18 protein-coding genes and 2 tRNA genes are annotated in these 16,706 nt (G+C 43.0%); 2 read left to right on the top strand and 18 right to left on the bottom strand.

Annotated elements, in window-relative coordinates:
* From N4310_RS03065 to N4310_RS03140, 16 genes are all read right to left on the bottom strand, one after another.
* Positions 1–1,118 (bottom strand): glucosaminidase domain-containing protein (locus N4310_RS03065; protein WP_262092027.1); only part of this gene is annotated, 1,118 nt, incomplete at its 3' end.
* A gap of 1 nt (position 1,119) precedes the next feature.
* Positions 1,120–3,072 (bottom strand): distal tail protein Dit, encoded by a 1,953-nt coding sequence (locus N4310_RS03070; RefSeq protein ID WP_262092028.1) that lies wholly within the window; start codon positions 3,070–3,072, stop codon positions 1,120–1,122.
* The gene (locus tag N4310_RS03075; RefSeq protein WP_262092029.1) at positions 3,065–7,273 is read right to left on the bottom strand and encodes a phage tail tape measure protein; all 4,209 of its coding nucleotides are present in this window, start codon (positions 7,271–7,273) and stop codon (positions 3,065–3,067) included. The genes N4310_RS03070 and N4310_RS03075 overlap by 8 nt, the downstream gene beginning before the upstream one ends.
* A gap of 194 nt (positions 7,274–7,467) precedes the next feature.
* Positions 7,468–7,770, bottom strand: a complete 303-nt coding sequence (gene gpG / locus N4310_RS03080) for a phage tail assembly chaperone G (RefSeq protein ID WP_262092030.1) — start codon at positions 7,768–7,770, stop codon at positions 7,468–7,470.
* A 50-nt stretch (positions 7,771–7,820) separates the two neighbouring features.
* On the bottom strand, positions 7,821–8,396 hold the full coding sequence (locus N4310_RS03085) for a major tail protein (protein ID WP_262092031.1): 576 nt from the start codon (positions 8,394–8,396) through the stop codon (positions 7,821–7,823).
* A gap of 14 nt (positions 8,397–8,410) precedes the next feature.
* Positions 8,411–8,794 (bottom strand): hypothetical protein, encoded by a 384-nt coding sequence (locus N4310_RS03090; RefSeq protein WP_262092032.1) that lies wholly within the window; start codon positions 8,792–8,794, stop codon positions 8,411–8,413.
* Positions 8,795–9,193, bottom strand: coding sequence for a hypothetical protein (locus N4310_RS03095; RefSeq protein ID WP_262092033.1), 399 nt, complete (start codon positions 9,191–9,193; stop codon positions 8,795–8,797). It lies immediately after the preceding gene.
* Positions 9,183–9,578 carry a phage head-tail adapter protein gene (locus N4310_RS03100; RefSeq protein WP_262092034.1) on the bottom strand — a complete coding sequence of 132 codons (396 nt, stop codon included), beginning with the start codon at positions 9,576–9,578 and terminating at the stop codon, positions 9,183–9,185. Before N4310_RS03100 ends, N4310_RS03095 begins: the two co-directional genes overlap by 11 nt.
* Positions 9,562–9,729 carry a hypothetical protein gene (locus tag N4310_RS03105; protein WP_262092035.1) on the bottom strand — a complete coding sequence of 56 codons (168 nt, stop codon included), beginning with the start codon at positions 9,727–9,729 and terminating at the stop codon, positions 9,562–9,564. The genes N4310_RS03100 and N4310_RS03105 overlap by 17 nt, the downstream gene beginning before the upstream one ends.
* Positions 9,698–10,033, bottom strand: a complete 336-nt coding sequence (locus N4310_RS03110) for a head-tail connector protein (RefSeq protein ID WP_338092439.1) — start codon at positions 10,031–10,033, stop codon at positions 9,698–9,700. Before N4310_RS03110 ends, N4310_RS03105 begins: the two co-directional genes overlap by 32 nt.
* A gap of 16 nt (positions 10,034–10,049) precedes the next feature.
* Positions 10,050–11,168, bottom strand: coding sequence for a phage major capsid protein (locus N4310_RS03115; RefSeq protein ID WP_262092036.1), 1,119 nt, complete (start codon positions 11,166–11,168; stop codon positions 10,050–10,052).
* Positions 11,169–11,183: 15 nt separating this feature from the next.
* Positions 11,184–11,918, bottom strand: coding sequence for a head maturation protease, ClpP-related (locus N4310_RS03120; RefSeq protein WP_262092037.1), 735 nt, complete (start codon positions 11,916–11,918; stop codon positions 11,184–11,186).
* The gene (locus N4310_RS03125) at positions 11,881–13,038 is read right to left on the bottom strand and encodes a phage portal protein (RefSeq protein ID WP_262092038.1); all 1,158 of its coding nucleotides are present in this window, start codon (positions 13,036–13,038) and stop codon (positions 11,881–11,883) included. The genes N4310_RS03120 and N4310_RS03125 overlap by 38 nt, the downstream gene beginning before the upstream one ends.
* Before the next feature lie 20 nt (positions 13,039–13,058).
* A complete protein-coding gene (locus N4310_RS03130) occupies positions 13,059–14,699 on the bottom strand; it encodes a terminase TerL endonuclease subunit (protein WP_262092039.1) in 1,641 nt (546 codons plus the stop codon).
* Positions 14,696–15,052, bottom strand: coding sequence for a hypothetical protein (locus N4310_RS03135; protein WP_262092040.1), 357 nt, complete (start codon positions 15,050–15,052; stop codon positions 14,696–14,698). The genes N4310_RS03130 and N4310_RS03135 overlap by 4 nt, the downstream gene beginning before the upstream one ends.
* A 144-nt stretch (positions 15,053–15,196) precedes the next feature.
* A complete protein-coding gene (locus tag N4310_RS03140; protein ID WP_262092041.1) occupies positions 15,197–15,517 on the bottom strand; it encodes an HNH endonuclease in 321 nt (106 codons plus the stop codon).
* Between the two features lie 100 nt (positions 15,518–15,617).
* Here N4310_RS03140 and N4310_RS03145 point away from each other — a divergent pair, with 100 nt between their 5' ends.
* Positions 15,618–15,803 carry a type II toxin-antitoxin system HicA family toxin gene (locus N4310_RS03145; RefSeq protein ID WP_262092042.1) on the top strand — a complete coding sequence of 62 codons (186 nt, stop codon included), beginning with the start codon at positions 15,618–15,620 and terminating at the stop codon, positions 15,801–15,803.
* A 45-nt stretch (positions 15,804–15,848) separates the two neighbouring features.
* Positions 15,849–16,229 (top strand): type II toxin-antitoxin system HicB family antitoxin, encoded by a 381-nt coding sequence (locus N4310_RS03150; protein WP_262092043.1) that lies wholly within the window; start codon positions 15,849–15,851, stop codon positions 16,227–16,229.
* Positions 16,230–16,313: 84 nt separating this feature from the next.
* Here the strand turns inward: N4310_RS03150 and N4310_RS03155 are convergent.
* Positions 16,314–16,386: transfer RNA gene (locus N4310_RS03155), tRNA-Met, on the bottom strand.
* Position 16,387: 1 nt separating this feature from the next.
* Positions 16,388–16,458 (bottom strand) — tRNA-OTHER (locus N4310_RS03160).
* Positions 16,459–16,706: the final 248 nt, after the last annotated feature.

Here is a 16,706-nt window from a genome sequence, read left to right on the forward strand (position 1 = left end):
ACGGCATAGATGCCTTGATGAGCTAGTGTATAGGTATAGTCCTTGAAGAAATCATCCAGATTAGCATAGTGCATATAAGTCCCGCCCTCGTTTGCCGGACGCCAGGAACCGGTCGTCACCACAACTCCCGATGGCCGTGTCTGAGCACCACCACTCATGCCTGACCAGTTATTGTCCATCTTGGCCACATTGGAATTTCCCCAGTTACTTTCAAGCCATAGCTGGCAGATAACCCCTGAAATCAACAAATCGTTCTTACGGCAATATTCAACAATCTTAGACAGATTTTCCTTAGATAGAGTCTTACCCGCGTACTTGATTTCCGAACCAGTGTAGCCTGTTTTGGTGGTCGCTTGTTTGGCAGCAGTCCCTTTTTTGGGATCATCAACCGTCTTGGAGGTGGTACCGATGGGCATGGTCGCATTGTAGATGTCTGTCTTATCTACAGTCCGACTAATCCCCGCAACATTCTTCCCATAATTCAACAAGATGTCACTACGACGTTTACCGACCCCCTGAATGTCCTTGCCGTTATTGGCTTTGTAGATGTTAAGCACAAAGGCGTCAAGACTAGAATCTGCTTTCAACTTAGTCACAAATTCAATCTCTGCATCAAACTTATTGGCAATAGATAAGAGACGCTTGAGACCAGTATCTTCACCTTCCCATTCCAAGGTGCGCTTCTGATCCTTGACCTCGTTGATCCCGATTTTAATGGCATTATTCTCCACCATCTCCCAGAGATTCATATACTCAATGAAACTCATGGTCTTGTCAGATTTAAAGGCTCCGCAATACTCATTTAAAAGTTCCATGGACAAGTATTCGCTGGTACACTCAATAATATGCTCTGTCTCCTTGACTTGCATGACATTGAAAAGATAGGTCCGCCCCTTATAGTGAAAGGAAACAAAGGACCGCTCATTCAATACATTGTAGGTCTTAGAAATCATGGTGTCATATTGAAGCGCCTTTTTAAAAACCGAAAAGGTAAAGGTCGAGGTCGCATGCTGAAGACTTCGATGCCACTGGTCGTTAAAAAAATTCAAGGTTTGCGTTTTTGTGTTGTCCACAAAAGCAACCTTTTTCAAATTCGCATCATGAATTGTTAATAACAAGTTACAACCACCTTTCCCTATATCTAATAGTCACACGAGGCATCCTCTTAGTCCATTTTGAAGCAAAAAATTGAAGTTCAGATTCCCCTGGCGGGAGACGAATAAAACCAGCACCATCAATTAAAAGATTGGCATTCATCACTCCGTCAACCTGGATCGTATCATCTTCCGAATTGATGACGACCTTGGACTGTTTCCCAAAAGGATTGGTCGGCTTATCCGTGAACTTCTTGCCGAAATCCATTCGAAAATACAATTCATCTAGGTACATATGAGTTGGCCATTCACTACCTGGATAGCCACCCCAAACAACATGAATCTTAGCCGCTTTCTTCCCTCTGATGTTGGGAACAGTTACCCGGAAATGAGAACCAAACCAATAAACGTCAACCTGGTCATCTTTCCGGTTCAAATCTGACCAACCACGGTCCCTATTGAAGGGATTCTCCTCGTTCTTATGGCTGGGCTTAAATTTCCATTGTTTCAAAAATTCAAAGCCACCCTTACCGTCTGTGGCAAAGAAATTGTACTCGGTCTCAAAATCACCCCCTCGCTTGATGGTCTCTACTCCATAAAGGAAGGCGCCGCTTTCGTCTGAGACAATGACCTTGAGAAAGCCACGCTGATTCACGCGCCCACACCAAAAAATCTGACGCCACCAAATATACTCGCTCGTGGTTCGTTCACTACCTGGAATAACCCAGGTCAATCCCGCAGAACTGGCTCTCTGGTTTTGGCCGACCTCTCCGAGAGAGTTCAGAGCTAAGTGATTCCTTCCCCAAACATTCTCAACCTTGAGACTGGCATTTTGCACGTCGCTATTGTCATTTCTAACGGCCACGTTCTTTTGGGCCAGATTAGGCCCGCTTGCTTGAGTATGTCCACTAGACTGACTAGATAGAGCTAGCCTTGGAAGACTGTAGTTAGAAGTACGAACGGTCAACCGATTGGGCGAATAGCCACCTTGACCAGTTAGCCAACCAGAGACAGAAATCGTTTTAGCACCATTCCCGTCATGAGTCACCGAGATAGTTTTTTCAATCAAAAGAATACTGGAGTTTTTTGTCAACATTTGTGGCCGCCCTGAATAAGTAAAGGTTTGGCCACTAACTGTAACGGAAGCATTGATGTCGTATAAAGCAAAGGTCCAACCCTGATTTAAGAGATGGGCGCTGACCTTCACTTGGCTGGTTCGAGAGCTGATGTTCTGACTAAGGGTTTCAAGAGTGATCCGCAACCGATAGCCACGATCGTTATTCGAAGTGAACTCCATCCGAGCTACTCCGCCCGTGGAACCTCCGTAAGAAGAGGAAGGTAGAGACACACTGTTGAAAAGCCGACCAGCTTTGAAATCAAGCAGAGGTTCCGAAGGTCGAACATAGGCATCCGCATCGACCTTTGATTCATCACCCAAAGCGCTGATACCCTCACGATTAACAAAGGCTAAATAGCCATTCGATTCTTCATGTTCCACTTCGATAATTGGAAAGGCGTCAACTGTCCCCTGATTGTCAACGGTATAGATGATTCGGTCACTTTCTACACGGTGGGTGGTGACCTCCTTATAAGCATAAGAGTGGGCCACCCCATCCGGAATAAAAAAGGACATGGAACCCTCTGACCATCGGCCATGAGTTTCGACAATCTGAATCTCCCCTGTAATGAGGGCCATGTAATACTTATCCGGTTCATCAGAAAAAACCAAGCGCTTGGGCTCCTTGGTATAAAAAATACCTGCGAGCTTGTGTTTGGTCTCATTTTTATTCTTGCCCCAAATGGCAAATTCAACTTGAATGGTTTTACCTCGGTTGATAACACGCTCAAAAGCCTCCCCAAGAAAAATAGAATTATTGGTTTGGATATCCCGAGGATTTCCGATATCTCTTCGAATGTCTTTTATGATGATTAGGTCAGACAAATTGATATCATCATAGCTGATTTGAACTTCACTCAAAATTTACCTCCCCTTTCATTCGTGATTGCATTCGACTATTGCGATCTAGTCTTTCTTGGATAACTCGACCAACTTTTTCAGTATTGAAATAAACATTTCCAGCACCTTGACTGATTTCCGGATTTGTTCGATTGATTTTCAACTCAAAGAGAATCTGCTTCAGGACTTGAAGAACTGCGTCATTTTCCTGTTGAGGTTTGCTTGTCTTAAACTCCCTAAAAATAAAGGAATTATCTGGGAATCCAATACCATCTTTATATCCCGGAACTCCCTTAGCCTGCATTAAATCACGCGTTCTGTTCGCTGGAAGAACCTTAGTTCCTCGCGGAAGATCTAAAAGAACATTTCGACCTTCAGGGATAAAAGATTTACCAGAAGGGAGTTGAATTAACTCTTTGTAGAGCGGACCTTTTTGGTCATTGACCATAGCTAAGCCGCCAGGGTGGAAGTTAGTACCTTTTTCATTTCTTGAGAAATTACCAACCCGATTGGCAGTGATTGTAACCACGACGTTTCGTTCGATTAAATTCAACTGCCCTTGAACTGCCTGGGCGACCAGTGAAGCATGGTCATTAGCTTTAATATCTGAAGGATTTTTCTGTTTAACAGAGTTCACTGCCTTGTTTGCATCTCGAACTGGTCCTATAGTCTTATTGTCCGCTTTCACATCTGACGGTTTATTCTGCTTAACACTATTAACGCTATCTTGCGCTTTCGAAACACCGTCTCCCGTTTGGTCTACGGACAACAACGGAATAGGCGGTACAATATTTAAACCAGCTAACATACCAACAGTGGTTTTAGCACTCTCAACCCCTCCACTTGTTTCATCCTGAGCTGTCAAGGTTTTTGGATCTGGGATAACTGCGTTCCAAGCTTGTAGAGCGCCATCTCCAAGGGCTAACACTTCAGATAGATTGGTCATATCCCCTGTTAGATTTTTAGGATTTGTCGTCAACAAATCCCAACCCATCAAATTAGCTGTTGAATTCGCAATGACATTCCGAACATTTTCATCATCTGCAATCAGTTTTTTCTGTTCAGGGGTTAAGGCATTCCAATTCTCAAGCATTTTCTGGGCATTTTCGGCGTTACCGATCACCTCATCATTTTTGAGAATTAACTCTTTCATTTCAGCCGGAATTTGATTCCAAGCCTCAAGGTTCTTCTTAGAATCGAAAATAGCCTGCAAACCTTTCTTGCCGTCTAACACCAACTCTTTCTCTTCCAGGGTCATAGAATCCCAACGGCCGCTTTCAGCCAAAGCTTCTGCAATTGTAACCCGTGCATTCGTTTCCAAATCGGCGTTTTTAGCAATAAACATCAACTGCTCCCAACTCTCTTGGGATTGGGTTGCTTCATTTATCGCTTCTTTGACATTGGATTTAATTTCAAATCTACCGGTTTTTTCATCAAGTGTCCCTACCAAAGCTGACCATGCATCATTAGCTTCTTTAGTTTCCTTGGTCATATCAGCCGTGTACTTAGCTAACATCCCAGTTGATTGACCGCCTGCCTTTGCTGCTTCTTGGGCTTTTTTGCCGATATCATCAAAGGACATACCGTATTCTTCTAAAACTTTTTTAGCTTCTTCCCAATAATTCCAATTTTGACCAGTCCGCTCCTTCGCCAACCGATCCATACGTTTCATTGCTTCAACATATTTCGTTCCAAGATTTTCCATTGTAGCCTGATGTTCTGACTCCAAACGTTTCATCTTGGCATTGTACTCCTCTTTATCTAACATCCCAGATTCATACAATGTTTTTAGCTCGTCCTTACTTTCTTTAAAAATACGATTTTCTTCATCCATCGCTTTTTTCAAAGATTTTGTGGTCTCTTTGAGTTGAGTTTCATTAAGCTGATTGATTTCGCCATTCAAAGCTTTCATAACCGCAGTTTGTTGCTTATTACTCAACTTCATCAACTCAAGCTTAGTTCTCGTTATCTCCCGCTGGTTATTTAAAATGATATCTTTCTCTTCTTGACTGAAAGAAGAGGCATCACCTTTGTGGCGTTCGTAGATTTCGTTAATCTGATTCACCATTGAATCGGTATTTTCCACCATAAGCTGATTTTTAGCTTTAGCTTTTTGGATTTGTTCGTCAGACAAACCCCATTTTTTCCCAAGCTCCTCTAGTCTCTGATTTGCATTTTTAGAAGTCTGTTCAATCTCATCTCGTAAACTCTTGAACGCTTCTTTGACTTTATCGACGTCGACAGATTTTGAAGTAAAGTCTACAATTGCAGATTTTGCTTCATCAACTTTAACTTTGAAATCCTGCAACTCTTTTCGTTGCGCATTATCCAAAGCTGTTCCAAACTCCTCTGCTCTTTGACGCGCCCTATCTTTTTCAGCAGCCAAAAGAGCAACTCCGCCTGCAAGTAAAGCTGTTGTACCAACAAGAAGTCCAATAGGATTTGATAATGCGCCAACTGCACCACCTAGCTCCGTTGCTGAACTTGCTGCGCCAGCCATACCAGATGCTCCTGATGCAACCTCAGCAGCTTTTCCCAGATTTTTAAAAGAACCAATACCCTTTCCGATCCCGCCAGTCAGTTTTCCGAATCCGCTAATCAACGTACTAATTCCGCCACCGGCGCGACCAACGAATGAAAGGAATGGGCCTGCTACTGCAATAAGTCCACCCCACTTAACGATATTTTGTTGTTGCTCTCTACTCAAAGACGAGAAATTTTTGGCCAACTCAGAAGCCCATTTGATAAAAGGTTTCCCAGCCTCAAGGCTATCCTTGATTGCATCTAGCAGTGGACCTCCAAACTCAATCGCCAAATCAGTAACTTGGTTCTTGAGCATTTGGACTTTCGATTCAGTTGTCTCGTAACGTTGAGCAGCTTCTTCTGAAAGAGCTGTGTTTTCACTCCAGGCCTCGTTTGCTAACTTGGTAGCATCTTCTACTGTTCCAAAGGCCAACCCCAAAGCTTTCAACATATTGGACTGCCGAACACCAGACATTCCCAAATCTTCCAAGATTGCAGTTGAACTAAACCCTTGTTTATCCATTTCCTGCAAGCCAGATATGAAAGCTTTCAAAGCATCCATTGGTTTTTCTTTCCACGCTGCAGTAAATTCTTCTGCTGACATACCAGCTACTGTTGCAAACTTCTGAACATCTTCGCTTGCTGTATCGACTGCTTTTCCAATCGTTGCTAAAGTTTGAGACATAGCTGTACCTCCAGCTTCCGCCTCAATACCAACCGAACTCATGGCCGTAGCTAAAGCAAGAATCTCTTGGTTGGTAAGTCCAGCCATAGTACCCGCTGATGCTAAACGAGTAGACATGTTAACAATATCCGCTTCTGTTGTCGCAAAATTATTCCCGAGAGCAACAACTGCTGAACCAAATCTGGAGTAGTCATCTGCAGTCATACCTGTGATATTGGCCAACTTAGCAATAGCAGCAGCCGCATCTGTCGCTGAAAGGTTCGTAGATTCTCCGAGGTCAATCATGGTTTTAGAGAAGGATAAGATATCTTCTTTCTTAATTCCCAATTGACCCGCTGCTTCCGCGACATTGGCGATTTCTACCGCACTAGCTGGCATGGTCTTAGACATTTCCCGAATTCCGCTGGAAAGCTTTTCGAAATCCTGGGCAGTCCCATCAACTGTTTTCTTCACTCCCGCAAAAGCAGATTCATAGTCCATAGCAGCTTTTATAGCAATACCAGCTCCAGCTACAATTGGAGCAGTGACGCCTTTAGTGAGACCATCACCAATTGAACTGATTTTTCCGCTGACAGATTTCATCTTCTGACCGAAACTTTCAATTTTAGCCCCTGCTTCTTCCAAACGTAAGCCGATAGTCCGTGGGAGCTGAAGTTTATCCATTTCCGCGTTGACTAGTTTTAACTGCCCTTCCATCGCCTTGAGTTTAGCAGTCTCATTTCCAATTTGGGCTGCTATGGCGTCTTTACGTGTTTGGCTTTTTTTAGGATCGTTGTATGCATCTTGAAGTTGCTTGATACGCTGTTTCTGAGCTTCGATTTGATTTCCAAGAGCTTTATGTTTCTGACCTAATAAATCCAAGCTTTTTCCAGACGACTTCATGATGTTGTCTAATGCTCGGACCTCAGAGCCAAAAAATCTGATAGCACTCCGAGTACTACTTGCTCCTTTACCAAATTTAGTAGTATCTAAACCCAGCTCAATAAACATTTCGCCAATCGGCGCTCTTGCCATTTGTTTTCCTCCTTTCTACATGAAAAATTCTGAAAAGTCTTCGATTTCTTCTTCTTTTCTTTTTTCAGCGTTGTCCAGGATTGCCATCAAGTCTTCCCAAGATGTGCTCATCACATCTTCAAGACTCATAGACAGTCCTGAACCAACCACATTTTTAATGAAGGTATAAAACTGGTCTAGCGCCTCGCTGGCACTTACTTTTTTCCCTCTTCATCGTCTGAACCACCACCTACTAAGTGCTCGTAAACTTTCAAGTAGATTTCATAGATTTGTCTATAATCCGTGTAGTCGAGCAATTCATCAACTGTCACATCTTCGAATAAACCAACAATAAACTCCAATTCGAGGTCAAAAACCTCTACAGCGTCAACCTCCTCGGACTCAGTCTTCTTACGTAAAACCAAAAAATCACGGTAATCCCGAGCTGTGATTTCTTTAGACCGACGTACTTCCTCTTCTCCATATTTGTTCTTAATGGTAATTTTTAGTTTAGACATGATTTCTCCTCTTTAAATAAAAATAAAAAGGGAGGATTAACCACCCTATATTACGCAGCATTAACCATTTTAAGTTCTGCTTTAATTGCGTTTAATTCCTGTTCGTCATTCCCCAAATGCTTAATCACATAGAGACCCTCTGTATTTGCGTCAGTTGAAGCAATAGCAGAAAACTTGAGAGAGTCAGCAGTCAATTCTTCTTGACTATCTTTCTCCGTTTCGAACTCCACTGATTCTCGAGAGAATTGACCGTTGTAGCAACCAATAAAAGCAGGCGTACCATCCGCGATACTTGACTCCATCAAAATTGAACAGTAAGGCGCAACTGTGTCAGCACCGATTTTAATAGTATTACCATTGATTTTTTGACCCAGAATAATCGCTTCAACCTTGTAGGGCAAATCAATAATTCCAAATTCAACTTGAAGGTCACCGACTCCCCGATTTGCTACATAATAAGCAATATTTGAACCATATGTTTTGACCGGTTCTGATGAAAGTCCTGAAATGTTAGCCGTTTGAGTTGCCCCTTTTCCTGGTTTACCTTCAATCACGAACAAATTTTTATCTAATACTGGCTGTGCCCCGTCATGAACACGGATAAATAATCGTTTAAATCCCTTCATTTCTTTTCCTCACTTTAATAATTTTCGTATAATACGCCACGGCCTGAGTAGGTTCGGGCATCTGCATAGCGTTTAATATCTGGAATCCACTCATCCAATCCGCCGCTCATTTGATGAAAACCTTTTTCAAGCAACACCCTTTCTACAACGGCTTGGAGTCCTTTGGCTTCCTTACGATCAATGCTTTCTACATTAACCTGATACATGAATTTCTTTGTTAGATAGATGTCTGAACCTGCATTGGATTGCATAGGTGGACCTATAGGAATCAAGATGATACTCGGTTCTGTCTCATCTAATTCTTCCGGACGGGTGTAGGATTTAATTAAAACTCCTTCTAGCTCCGGTTCTGCAAGCAATGCCTCATACAGTTCCTCTAACTGATCTCTGATTTCCATTTAGAAAATCTCCTTAATAACTTTTGCCTGAACTGACTTTGCAAAGGTTACTTTCTTGGTTTCTGCTAGTTTACGAATAGCTCCAAATCCGCGTGGATTTGATTTACCAGCGTAACCAAATTCAGAAAGGTGAACTAACGGCGCACGAGACGCATCGCCGAATCCGATTTTGATAGAAGGTACTCCTGACGCACTTGAGATTCCACCGTGATCTACTGCTGCAGTATTTTGCCCAGTCATCTGGAAACCACTGATCACACCACGGAGTTCTTCAGTCACTTCCTGTGCTTCCTCTTTTAAAATCGAATTCACCACCCGTTTGATTTTTGCATCACCAAGACGGCGTTCAATCTCTGCCAAGATTTTTTCTTGACCTACTAAACGCGCACTACCGCTCATTTTGCGGACCTCCAATCACAATCACTAATACATTCCGGTCATCATAGTCTGGTCGAATTCCTACAATCTTCCAGAACCTCCCTTTTTCCCGTTTGTCCTCAATGACAATCAGGTCTTTTGTGCTGGGTTGATAAGCATCCAGAGGATCCCGAATCCGTATAGTCGTCCTAGCAGTCATTTTGACATTAGTAGCTAGTTCAATATCTTTCATAGATGGAGGAGAAACTTTCGCAAAAGCAAAGTACACTTCTTCATTTATTGTCCCCCTACCATCTAACCCTGGCTTGATTTTACTAGTATAAAATCGAACCGGTGTCACCAATTCCCCGTTGGTTAGCTCTGGTTTGCGATAGTTAAAATGGGGCTTATCATTCCTGTACAGCATTAGCCACAATCCCTGGAAGTTTTTCTAGGAGCTCCTTGGCCCGCTCTTCGCTAGCTGTAAAAACTTCACCGGAGAAGCGCATCTTATTCTCCTCCAGATCAAAGAAATCAGCCAAAGCCTCAAGTTGTTGTTCTTTCTTCTTTGTTGCCACTATCTGTGTCTCCTTTCTGTTCGCTGTCGTCCTCCGGAACATAATGAGCGATCGATAGACCTAAAATATCAGCCTGAAAATTCTCCCAGAAAAATTCAACCTGGTCATGGTAGACATAGCGAGAGCGCTCAATAATCAGTTCCTTAAATTCAACATTCTCTAAATCAGTAATTCCAGTTAAGCGGGTCAGGGCGCTTTGACTGGAGTCCAGGATATAATTCAAGTTTGAATCGTCTGCATCATGAAAAATCCGCATCCTCCCTTTGAATTCCCCTAATAGGGGGTGATTCTTCTGCTCTTCCAATCAAAGCACCTCCTACCTATTTGCTTTTAGGTTTGGTTCCCAAGGCCAAGGTCCACACAGCAGCCGTTTTGGCATCATGAGGCATACCATGAGCAAATTGCTTAGCGGTGTAGAGAGTCAAATCTTCGAGGGCGAAAGTCTCATCAAATTTGCCGATTTCAATACCGCCAGCAATCACGGCATCATAGCGCCCTTTGATGAAAGAAGTAATCTTTCCGGCTGCCTGCTTACTGGATTCAATGATAGTTGGATTGAATGGCATAGCTGTCACATAGACCCCTTGCGCATTCAAAGAAGTCCATTGAGATTTCACATCCCAGGCATCGGCTGGATTCACAACCAAGCAGAGGCTGCCTTCTGTCTGTACTGGGAAGCCATTTTCTTTGACAGCGTGGAACTTATGAATGTCCTTGATTTCCTTCACCACGGCATCCGGATCCGCAAAGGTCAGGTTGCCTTGAGAAGTTTTTTCAGAAAAGACCATTTGTTTGGTTCGGTTCTCCGCGGTCACATCACGGGTCAGACCAACCGGCTTATTATCCCCATCTCCATTAAGGAAGGCATCCTCCAAAGCGTCCGCAAAGGCCTCGTTAATTTGCGTAAGGATAAAGGTCTGCAACCAGGATGGAGAAAACTTCTCTGTATCCTTGGGAATTACCACAAAGGCGGTCAGTTTGTTTTGGATTGCAGTTTCTTCATCGAAGGACTGTTCGAGCTGACCGCGAATTTCACTATTGATCTTGCCCCAGACGGCTTGCCCCTTAGTTGCACTAGTTAAGAACTTGAGACGGACAGAAGCATTGCGAAGGCCGATATGTTGAAGCAGTGGCCGAGATTGGACCAAGTCCTCAAAAATCTTGTCGACCGTTTCCTCTGGAAAGTGCTTCTCAATCCCTGTTGGCGCTTCTTTCTTAACGGTATTCCAGAATTCCAACTCACGCGCAGACATAGCCGCTTCTTTAGGAGTTTGAGCAATCATGCTCTCAACCTCTTCACGAGCGGAAGCTACTGCTAGCTCTTCAATCGCATTAATCATTGCCTCATAGAGCTTCTCTTGCTCTTCCTGACTTGCGCCATTTGCGACAGCGTCAAGAAATTTTTGACGCGCTTCTTTAAAAGTTTCATTTAATTTCATCTTGTCTCCTTTTGACTAAAATAAAAACAAGCTAGAAGGCTTGTCAGAGTTGTCTTTTTCAGTTGTTTGTAAACGGCTAGCAATCTTATCCGCCAATTCATCCATAGGGAAAGTATCCCAGTCAACAGCAACCTTGAACGGGTTATCCTGCTGCATAAATTTCTCCACCTTAGCCAGCACTTCATCCGGAAGCACATAACCAGCTGAAGCATAGACATTCACAGGAGCCTTTTCTTCTTCAAACATGATTCGATCCGCAAAACCAAGTTCAACAGCTCGCTCTGCCCCCATCCAGGTCTCAGCTTCCATCAACTCCTGGAGTTCCTCTTTAGAACGGGCTGTCTTCATGGTATAAGCATTCATAATGGATTGATTGATTCCTTCCAAAATTTCCGCTTCATGAAGCATATCTTTGGAGTCACCTATAGCATAAGACCAAGCATTATGGATCATAATTTGGGCTGTTGGACTGATTTCAATTTCATCCGCCCCCATCAAAACAACACTAGCGGCCGACGCTGCAAGACCAACAACATGGGCAGTCACCTTGCCTTCATAGGCTTTCAGTTTGGTAAAGATTTCGCTACCTGCAAAAACCTCACCACCCCCGGAATTGATTTCTATTAGAACATCTTCACCCGTTTCTGGCAAGGCTACACTAGATGGGCTGGTACAAGGGATTCCAAAGTACTTGTAAAATCTCGCTTGAGAATCACTCACGATCGTCCCCTTCACTTCTATCTTTTTCATCGCTTTCACCTCCTTTCTCTGATTCCTGCTCATAGTTCTTAGTGATATAGAACTGGTCCCCATCCGGAATCGGTTCATAATTGAGCTCTTTCCGAATTTCATTGCGGTTAAATGCCCCGGAGGACAATAACTTGTCAATGTTTGTGGCCAAATCGAATAGATTTGCCTTAGACAAACCAATTAACTTGATCTCGGCATTGGCATTCTCTTTAATGATTTTGGCGTTCAATTCATCCTCGATTTTCTGAATCAAAGGATTCAAACAATAATCATTAAAGGCTTTTTGCGAACTCTCCAGGTCTGCCACGTCTGAATGAAGCAAGGTGCTAGGAATCCCGATTAATTCGGCTACATCATCCTCGAATTGACGTTTCAATCGCTTCAATTCGTCAACGGACAAGTTGCTGGCCCCAACCTTGTTGGTGAACTCCTCATACTCTAGTCCATGCTGCATAGGAACAATGGCAATCGATTTGTTGGAAAAAGATTTGAACAAACCGTCAGCGTAGGTCTGCCATTTTTTAACCGCTCCATCATCAATCGGACCATTAGACTTTGTCTTAATAACAGAGCGAATCTGATTTGTTCGCTCTAAGGCCTCTAAGATTCGAACATAGAGCCTCTGACAATCACTAAAAAGCCGCTCTAAATACCAAGAAAGCTTATTGTTGTTGTACTCAATAAAAATGACATCTTCCGCCTTGAAGCTCTTTTCAAATTGATAGTTTTTGACTACTACAGAGCTAAAGGTGTCACTATAAAGAGCATAGTTCTTCCGGATATAGCTATCGGCAATTAAGAGTTGATTATCCTGTGAGAGAACAATCAGGACCTCATTCTCTGTGATCAACTTATAGATGACCTTCTGCCAAAAGCTCGTGGCCGATTGGTTCCGATTCGGCGATCGGTTCAATATCCGGGTCCAACCATTTCTGGCCGATTTTCCGTCTTCCAAGTAACGGAATTCCGTACTGGCAAAAGATCTGGCCAAAAACTCTGCTGCCTTATCAAGAGCCATACTCTTTAAATAGAGCGTGTCGTAGACCTTCGATATATCTTCGAATTCCAATTCGACATCCAATTCATTTCGGCGATTTTTAAAATACTTAAGCCACCCCAAGATCTCCCCTCCTTTCTAAACTAAAAATTCCAACCGGCCATGGCATCTAAGAAGCCCTCCATTGTGTCTTGCTGAATCAATTCCCTCTTGTAAAGAGCAGCAATCAGCGCATGGAAGCCATCTGTCTTTCGCCTTACCGGCTCTTTTTTATCAAAACGAACATTCCCAGAGCGGTCCCGTTTGACAAAGGTATTATCTGTATACCAAAGCATCATCTTATCCTGACCAAAAGCGAACCGCTCATTCTCAAAGCCATCCTCGATGATTGGAGCCATCTTTCCTTGAATGGCACCAGGATTCCTCAAAAACTCATACTCAAATCCAGCTTCTTCCAAAAGAGGTTTTAGCAGGTCCATCTTATGAGAATCCGCACAGACAATTTCAATTTGATAGTTTTTGGACCACTCGATTATCCGGTCAATAATCAAATGGGGGCTAATTGATGGACTATCTACAAGCGTCAAAAGCCCTTGCTCCTCCCATTCATGGATTGGAGCCTTGAGTTTAAATTCCTCAATGAAAGTTTTTCGTGCGAAACTGTGTTGAATCCAGGCGTATTCATCGCCATCGTGAAACAAAAGCCCAACACTAGCGAAGTCTCGAATTCCTGCATAGTCAAAACCAACCACACAGGAACGTTTGGCCAACTCATAAGCTGGCTGACGTTGTGTTGCTAAGAGTTTCTCACGACTGGTGACATCCTTCTCCAAATCCGCCTCCGGAAGATTCATGCGCTTGGTCATGAACTCTTGCCGGCCACTTGGAGAAAGTTCTAGGTCGTCATAGTCGGCCTTGGTGACATCCCACAGGCGCTTGGCATAATCTGACTCTTCATCAAGCATTGGATTAGCTTTTGGCCAATTCCGGGTATCCGTGACCTCTTCCGGATTATCCAACTTACAAATGAATGGGAATAGACGAAAATCCTCGACGTTGCCATCAAGGATTTGTTGCGATTTTGCGATTGTCTTATCATAGAACCCCTCCCGAACATAACCATTGGTCCCATTGTAGAAAGTCCTAGCGTGGGGAATCTTCCCTAGACCAGATTTTTGAACTTTGACCGCTCTATCGTCTTCGAACTGGTGGATTTCATCAAACTCCAAACAACCATCACGCGCAGAGTCCATCGTTTTCGGGTTGTTGGTCCGAAAAGAAAAGGTCGAATTGTTGACCTTCCCAATGATGGCCATCTTGGTTAGATAATAATTATTTTCCAACCCACGAGCTTGAATTGTCTCGTGAACTTCCTCAAAGGAGACCTTCCCCTGCTTCTCCGAATTGGCCGTGATGGTCACGTCGTAATTCTTAACAGGATACAAAGGACTAATAAAGAAAGCATCTCGAGTAGACATAAAACCATTCTTGCCACCCCCACGAGCTAAAGTAATCAAAATTTCATTGAATTGTGGCTCCCCGTTATCCTTTCGATAAAGGAAAATAAAAGGGGTGATGAATTTTTGATATTTAGCCAAAGGAAAAAAGTTTTTCTCGGAAAAGCGAATGTACTTATCAATCAAATCTTCGTCAAAATAAAGGTCGTCCCTAGTCAAGATTTTTTCCTTGATAATCTTAACCAGCTTTTTTCGTTCTTCATTGACTCGGATTTGGCCAGTCTCAATCAACTCAACGTATTCATCAATTAAAGGGTGAGCAATCACAGAAGGTCACTTCCATCCGTGACTACTTGCGGATCGATTTGTTTTTCCTCTGGTAAAAGGTCTATGAGTTGTTTGATGACTTTATGATAAGTGGCGTCCCGAGAATTGTAGAGTTTGGCGGCGGGGCGCTCTCGCTCGTAGGGTTCTTGATTTTCTGACTGCGAAAATAGCTCATAATCGCCATTTTTTGATATATCTTGCCACAAATCATTCAATAAAATGCGCAATCTTGCAGCCTGAATCATGAGTCCTTCAGATACTTTTTTCTTGTTTTCTGGTATATCCACAAAGAGCTTCCGAAGCCTCGAAAGCTCCTTTTTTACTAGCTTTTCACGCTCTTCCAACTTGTCCAAATCTCTACCTCCTTTTCATAGTTTACAAGGTGCTTGATAGGGGGGGAGGGGGGTCGTACGCGAGAAATACAAATATCTCCGTAATCGACCCCGCCACCGGCGGCGGAATCAAATTAAAAACCGAATTTTTTCGACCCGGGGGTGCTATCCCCACCATTCGTCCGCCCTATACTTGACTTTTTCTTTACTCTTGCCTCGAAACTCAAAACGTTCATGACGCTTGTTGTGGCAAGCCTTGCACAAGGTTCTAAGGTTATCTAGCTCTAGTGCTAGCTCTGGATAATACTCTAGCTCCATGATGTGGTCCACCTCCAGTGCTGCATTGATGTTGTTAGATAGTCTCCCCTCCTTCTTGCACCACTGACATTCAAAGTTATCACGAGCCAACGCTTCGAGTCTTAGCTTGCGCCAGGCGCGTGAGTTGTAGAAGTCCTTGCGGTTCTCTTTTGTGGAAGTATCAAGCATAAGTTTCCTCTTTAAAATAATGCGTATTTTATACACAAAAACACTTGACTTCTTTTGTCGGAATGTGTATAATATAAGTATAGAAAGTGAGGTAAGTAATATGCCAATGACCCCAAAGCAGATGGTAAAACTGCTAAAAAAGAATGGGTTTTATGAAGTCGGTCAAAATGGAAGTCACAAGAAACTCCGAGATGATAACGGACATCAAACAGTGGTTCCAATGCACAACACAGACCTCGGTAAAGGTCTTGAAGCCGAAATCCTAAAGCAAGCAGGTCTGAAATAGCCTGCTTGCCAATTGGATTACTTACCTTAACAAAGGAGGAAAGAAATGTTACTTTACCCAGCTACTTTTACAGCAGACGGCGACTATATCATGGTTAAATTCCCAGATGTTCCCGAAGCTATTACCCAAGGAAAAAATCCACAAGAGGCATATGAAATGGCCATTGAAGTACTTGGTTTCGTACTCGAAGATTATACGGATTATCCAAAGCCTAGCACTCTTTCTGAAGTGCGAGAGCAATATCCACAAAGCGACATCGCTCTAGTAAGTATTGATATGCTTTCCTACAAACGGAAATACCAATCCAAAAAAGTCCGTAAGAACGTAACAGTTCCAGAATGGTTGAACAATCTAGCAGAGAAAGAAAATCTAAATTTCTCCCAGATTCTTACAGAAGCACTTGAACGCAAGCTAGAAATCCAATAACATCATAAGCGTGAGCAATATGCTTGCGCTTTTGTGCTACCTCCTTTCAGCAAAACAAAAAGCCACGCTTTCGCATGACTCAAATTGCAGAGGTGGGACTCGAACCCACGACCTCTAGGTTATGAACCTAGTGAGCTCCCTACTGCTCTACTCTGCTATTAGGAAGGCAGGAATCGAACCTGCGACTTATTGAATAAATTCAATGGCTCTTCCACTGAGCTACTTCCTAACTGATTCACATTTTGAGGAATCACCCAAAAAATAAATCAGGAGATACTTATCACCGCTTCTGCTCAACTGGTGATAATACTAGTCTAGCACTTAAAATCGTCCCAAACCTCCGAGCTTTCTCGGAAAAATCTTGGAATTTTCTTGGGAAAACCTCCGAAAAATTTATAATTCATGAATGATTAGAGAACCTTCTCTATACAATTCCGCAAAAGCTAACAAAGCTGCTCGCTTATAATCGTAATACTG

This window comes from Streptococcus danieliae (genome assembly GCF_025447695.1).
GTDB lineage: Bacteria > Bacillota > Bacilli > Lactobacillales > Streptococcaceae > Streptococcus > Streptococcus danieliae.

Bases quoted from the DNA above. Each gene is read 5' to 3' on its own strand.
- N4310_RS03075 (WP_262092029.1), bottom strand. From the start codon at position 7,273: ATGGCAAGAGCGCCGATTGGCGAAATGTTTATTGAGCTGGGTTTAGAT.
- gpG (WP_262092030.1), bottom strand. From the start codon at position 7,770: ATGTCTAAACTAAAAATTACCATTAAGAACAAATATGGAGAAGAGGAA.
- N4310_RS03085 (WP_262092031.1), bottom strand. From the start codon at position 8,396: ATGAAGGGATTTAAACGATTATTTATCCGTGTTCATGACGGGGCACAG.
- N4310_RS03090 (WP_262092032.1), bottom strand. From the start codon at position 8,794: ATGGAAATCAGAGATCAGTTAGAGGAACTGTATGAGGCATTGCTTGCA.
- N4310_RS03095 (WP_262092033.1), bottom strand. From the start codon at position 9,193: ATGAGCGGTAGTGCGCGTTTAGTAGGTCAAGAAAAAATCTTGGCAGAG.
- N4310_RS03100 (WP_262092034.1), bottom strand. From the start codon at position 9,578: ATGCTGTACAGGAATGATAAGCCCCATTTTAACTATCGCAAACCAGAG.
- N4310_RS03115 (WP_262092036.1), bottom strand. From the start codon at position 11,168: ATGAAATTAAATGAAACTTTTAAAGAAGCGCGTCAAAAATTTCTTGAC.
- N4310_RS03120 (WP_262092037.1), bottom strand. From the start codon at position 11,918: ATGAAAAAGATAGAAGTGAAGGGGACGATCGTGAGTGATTCTCAAGCG.
- N4310_RS03140 (WP_262092041.1), bottom strand. From the start codon at position 15,517: ATGCTTGATACTTCCACAAAAGAGAACCGCAAGGACTTCTACAACTCA.
- N4310_RS03145 (WP_262092042.1), top strand. From the start codon at position 15,618: ATGCCAATGACCCCAAAGCAGATGGTAAAACTGCTAAAAAAGAATGGG.
- N4310_RS03150 (WP_262092043.1), top strand. From the start codon at position 15,849: ATGTTACTTTACCCAGCTACTTTTACAGCAGACGGCGACTATATCATG.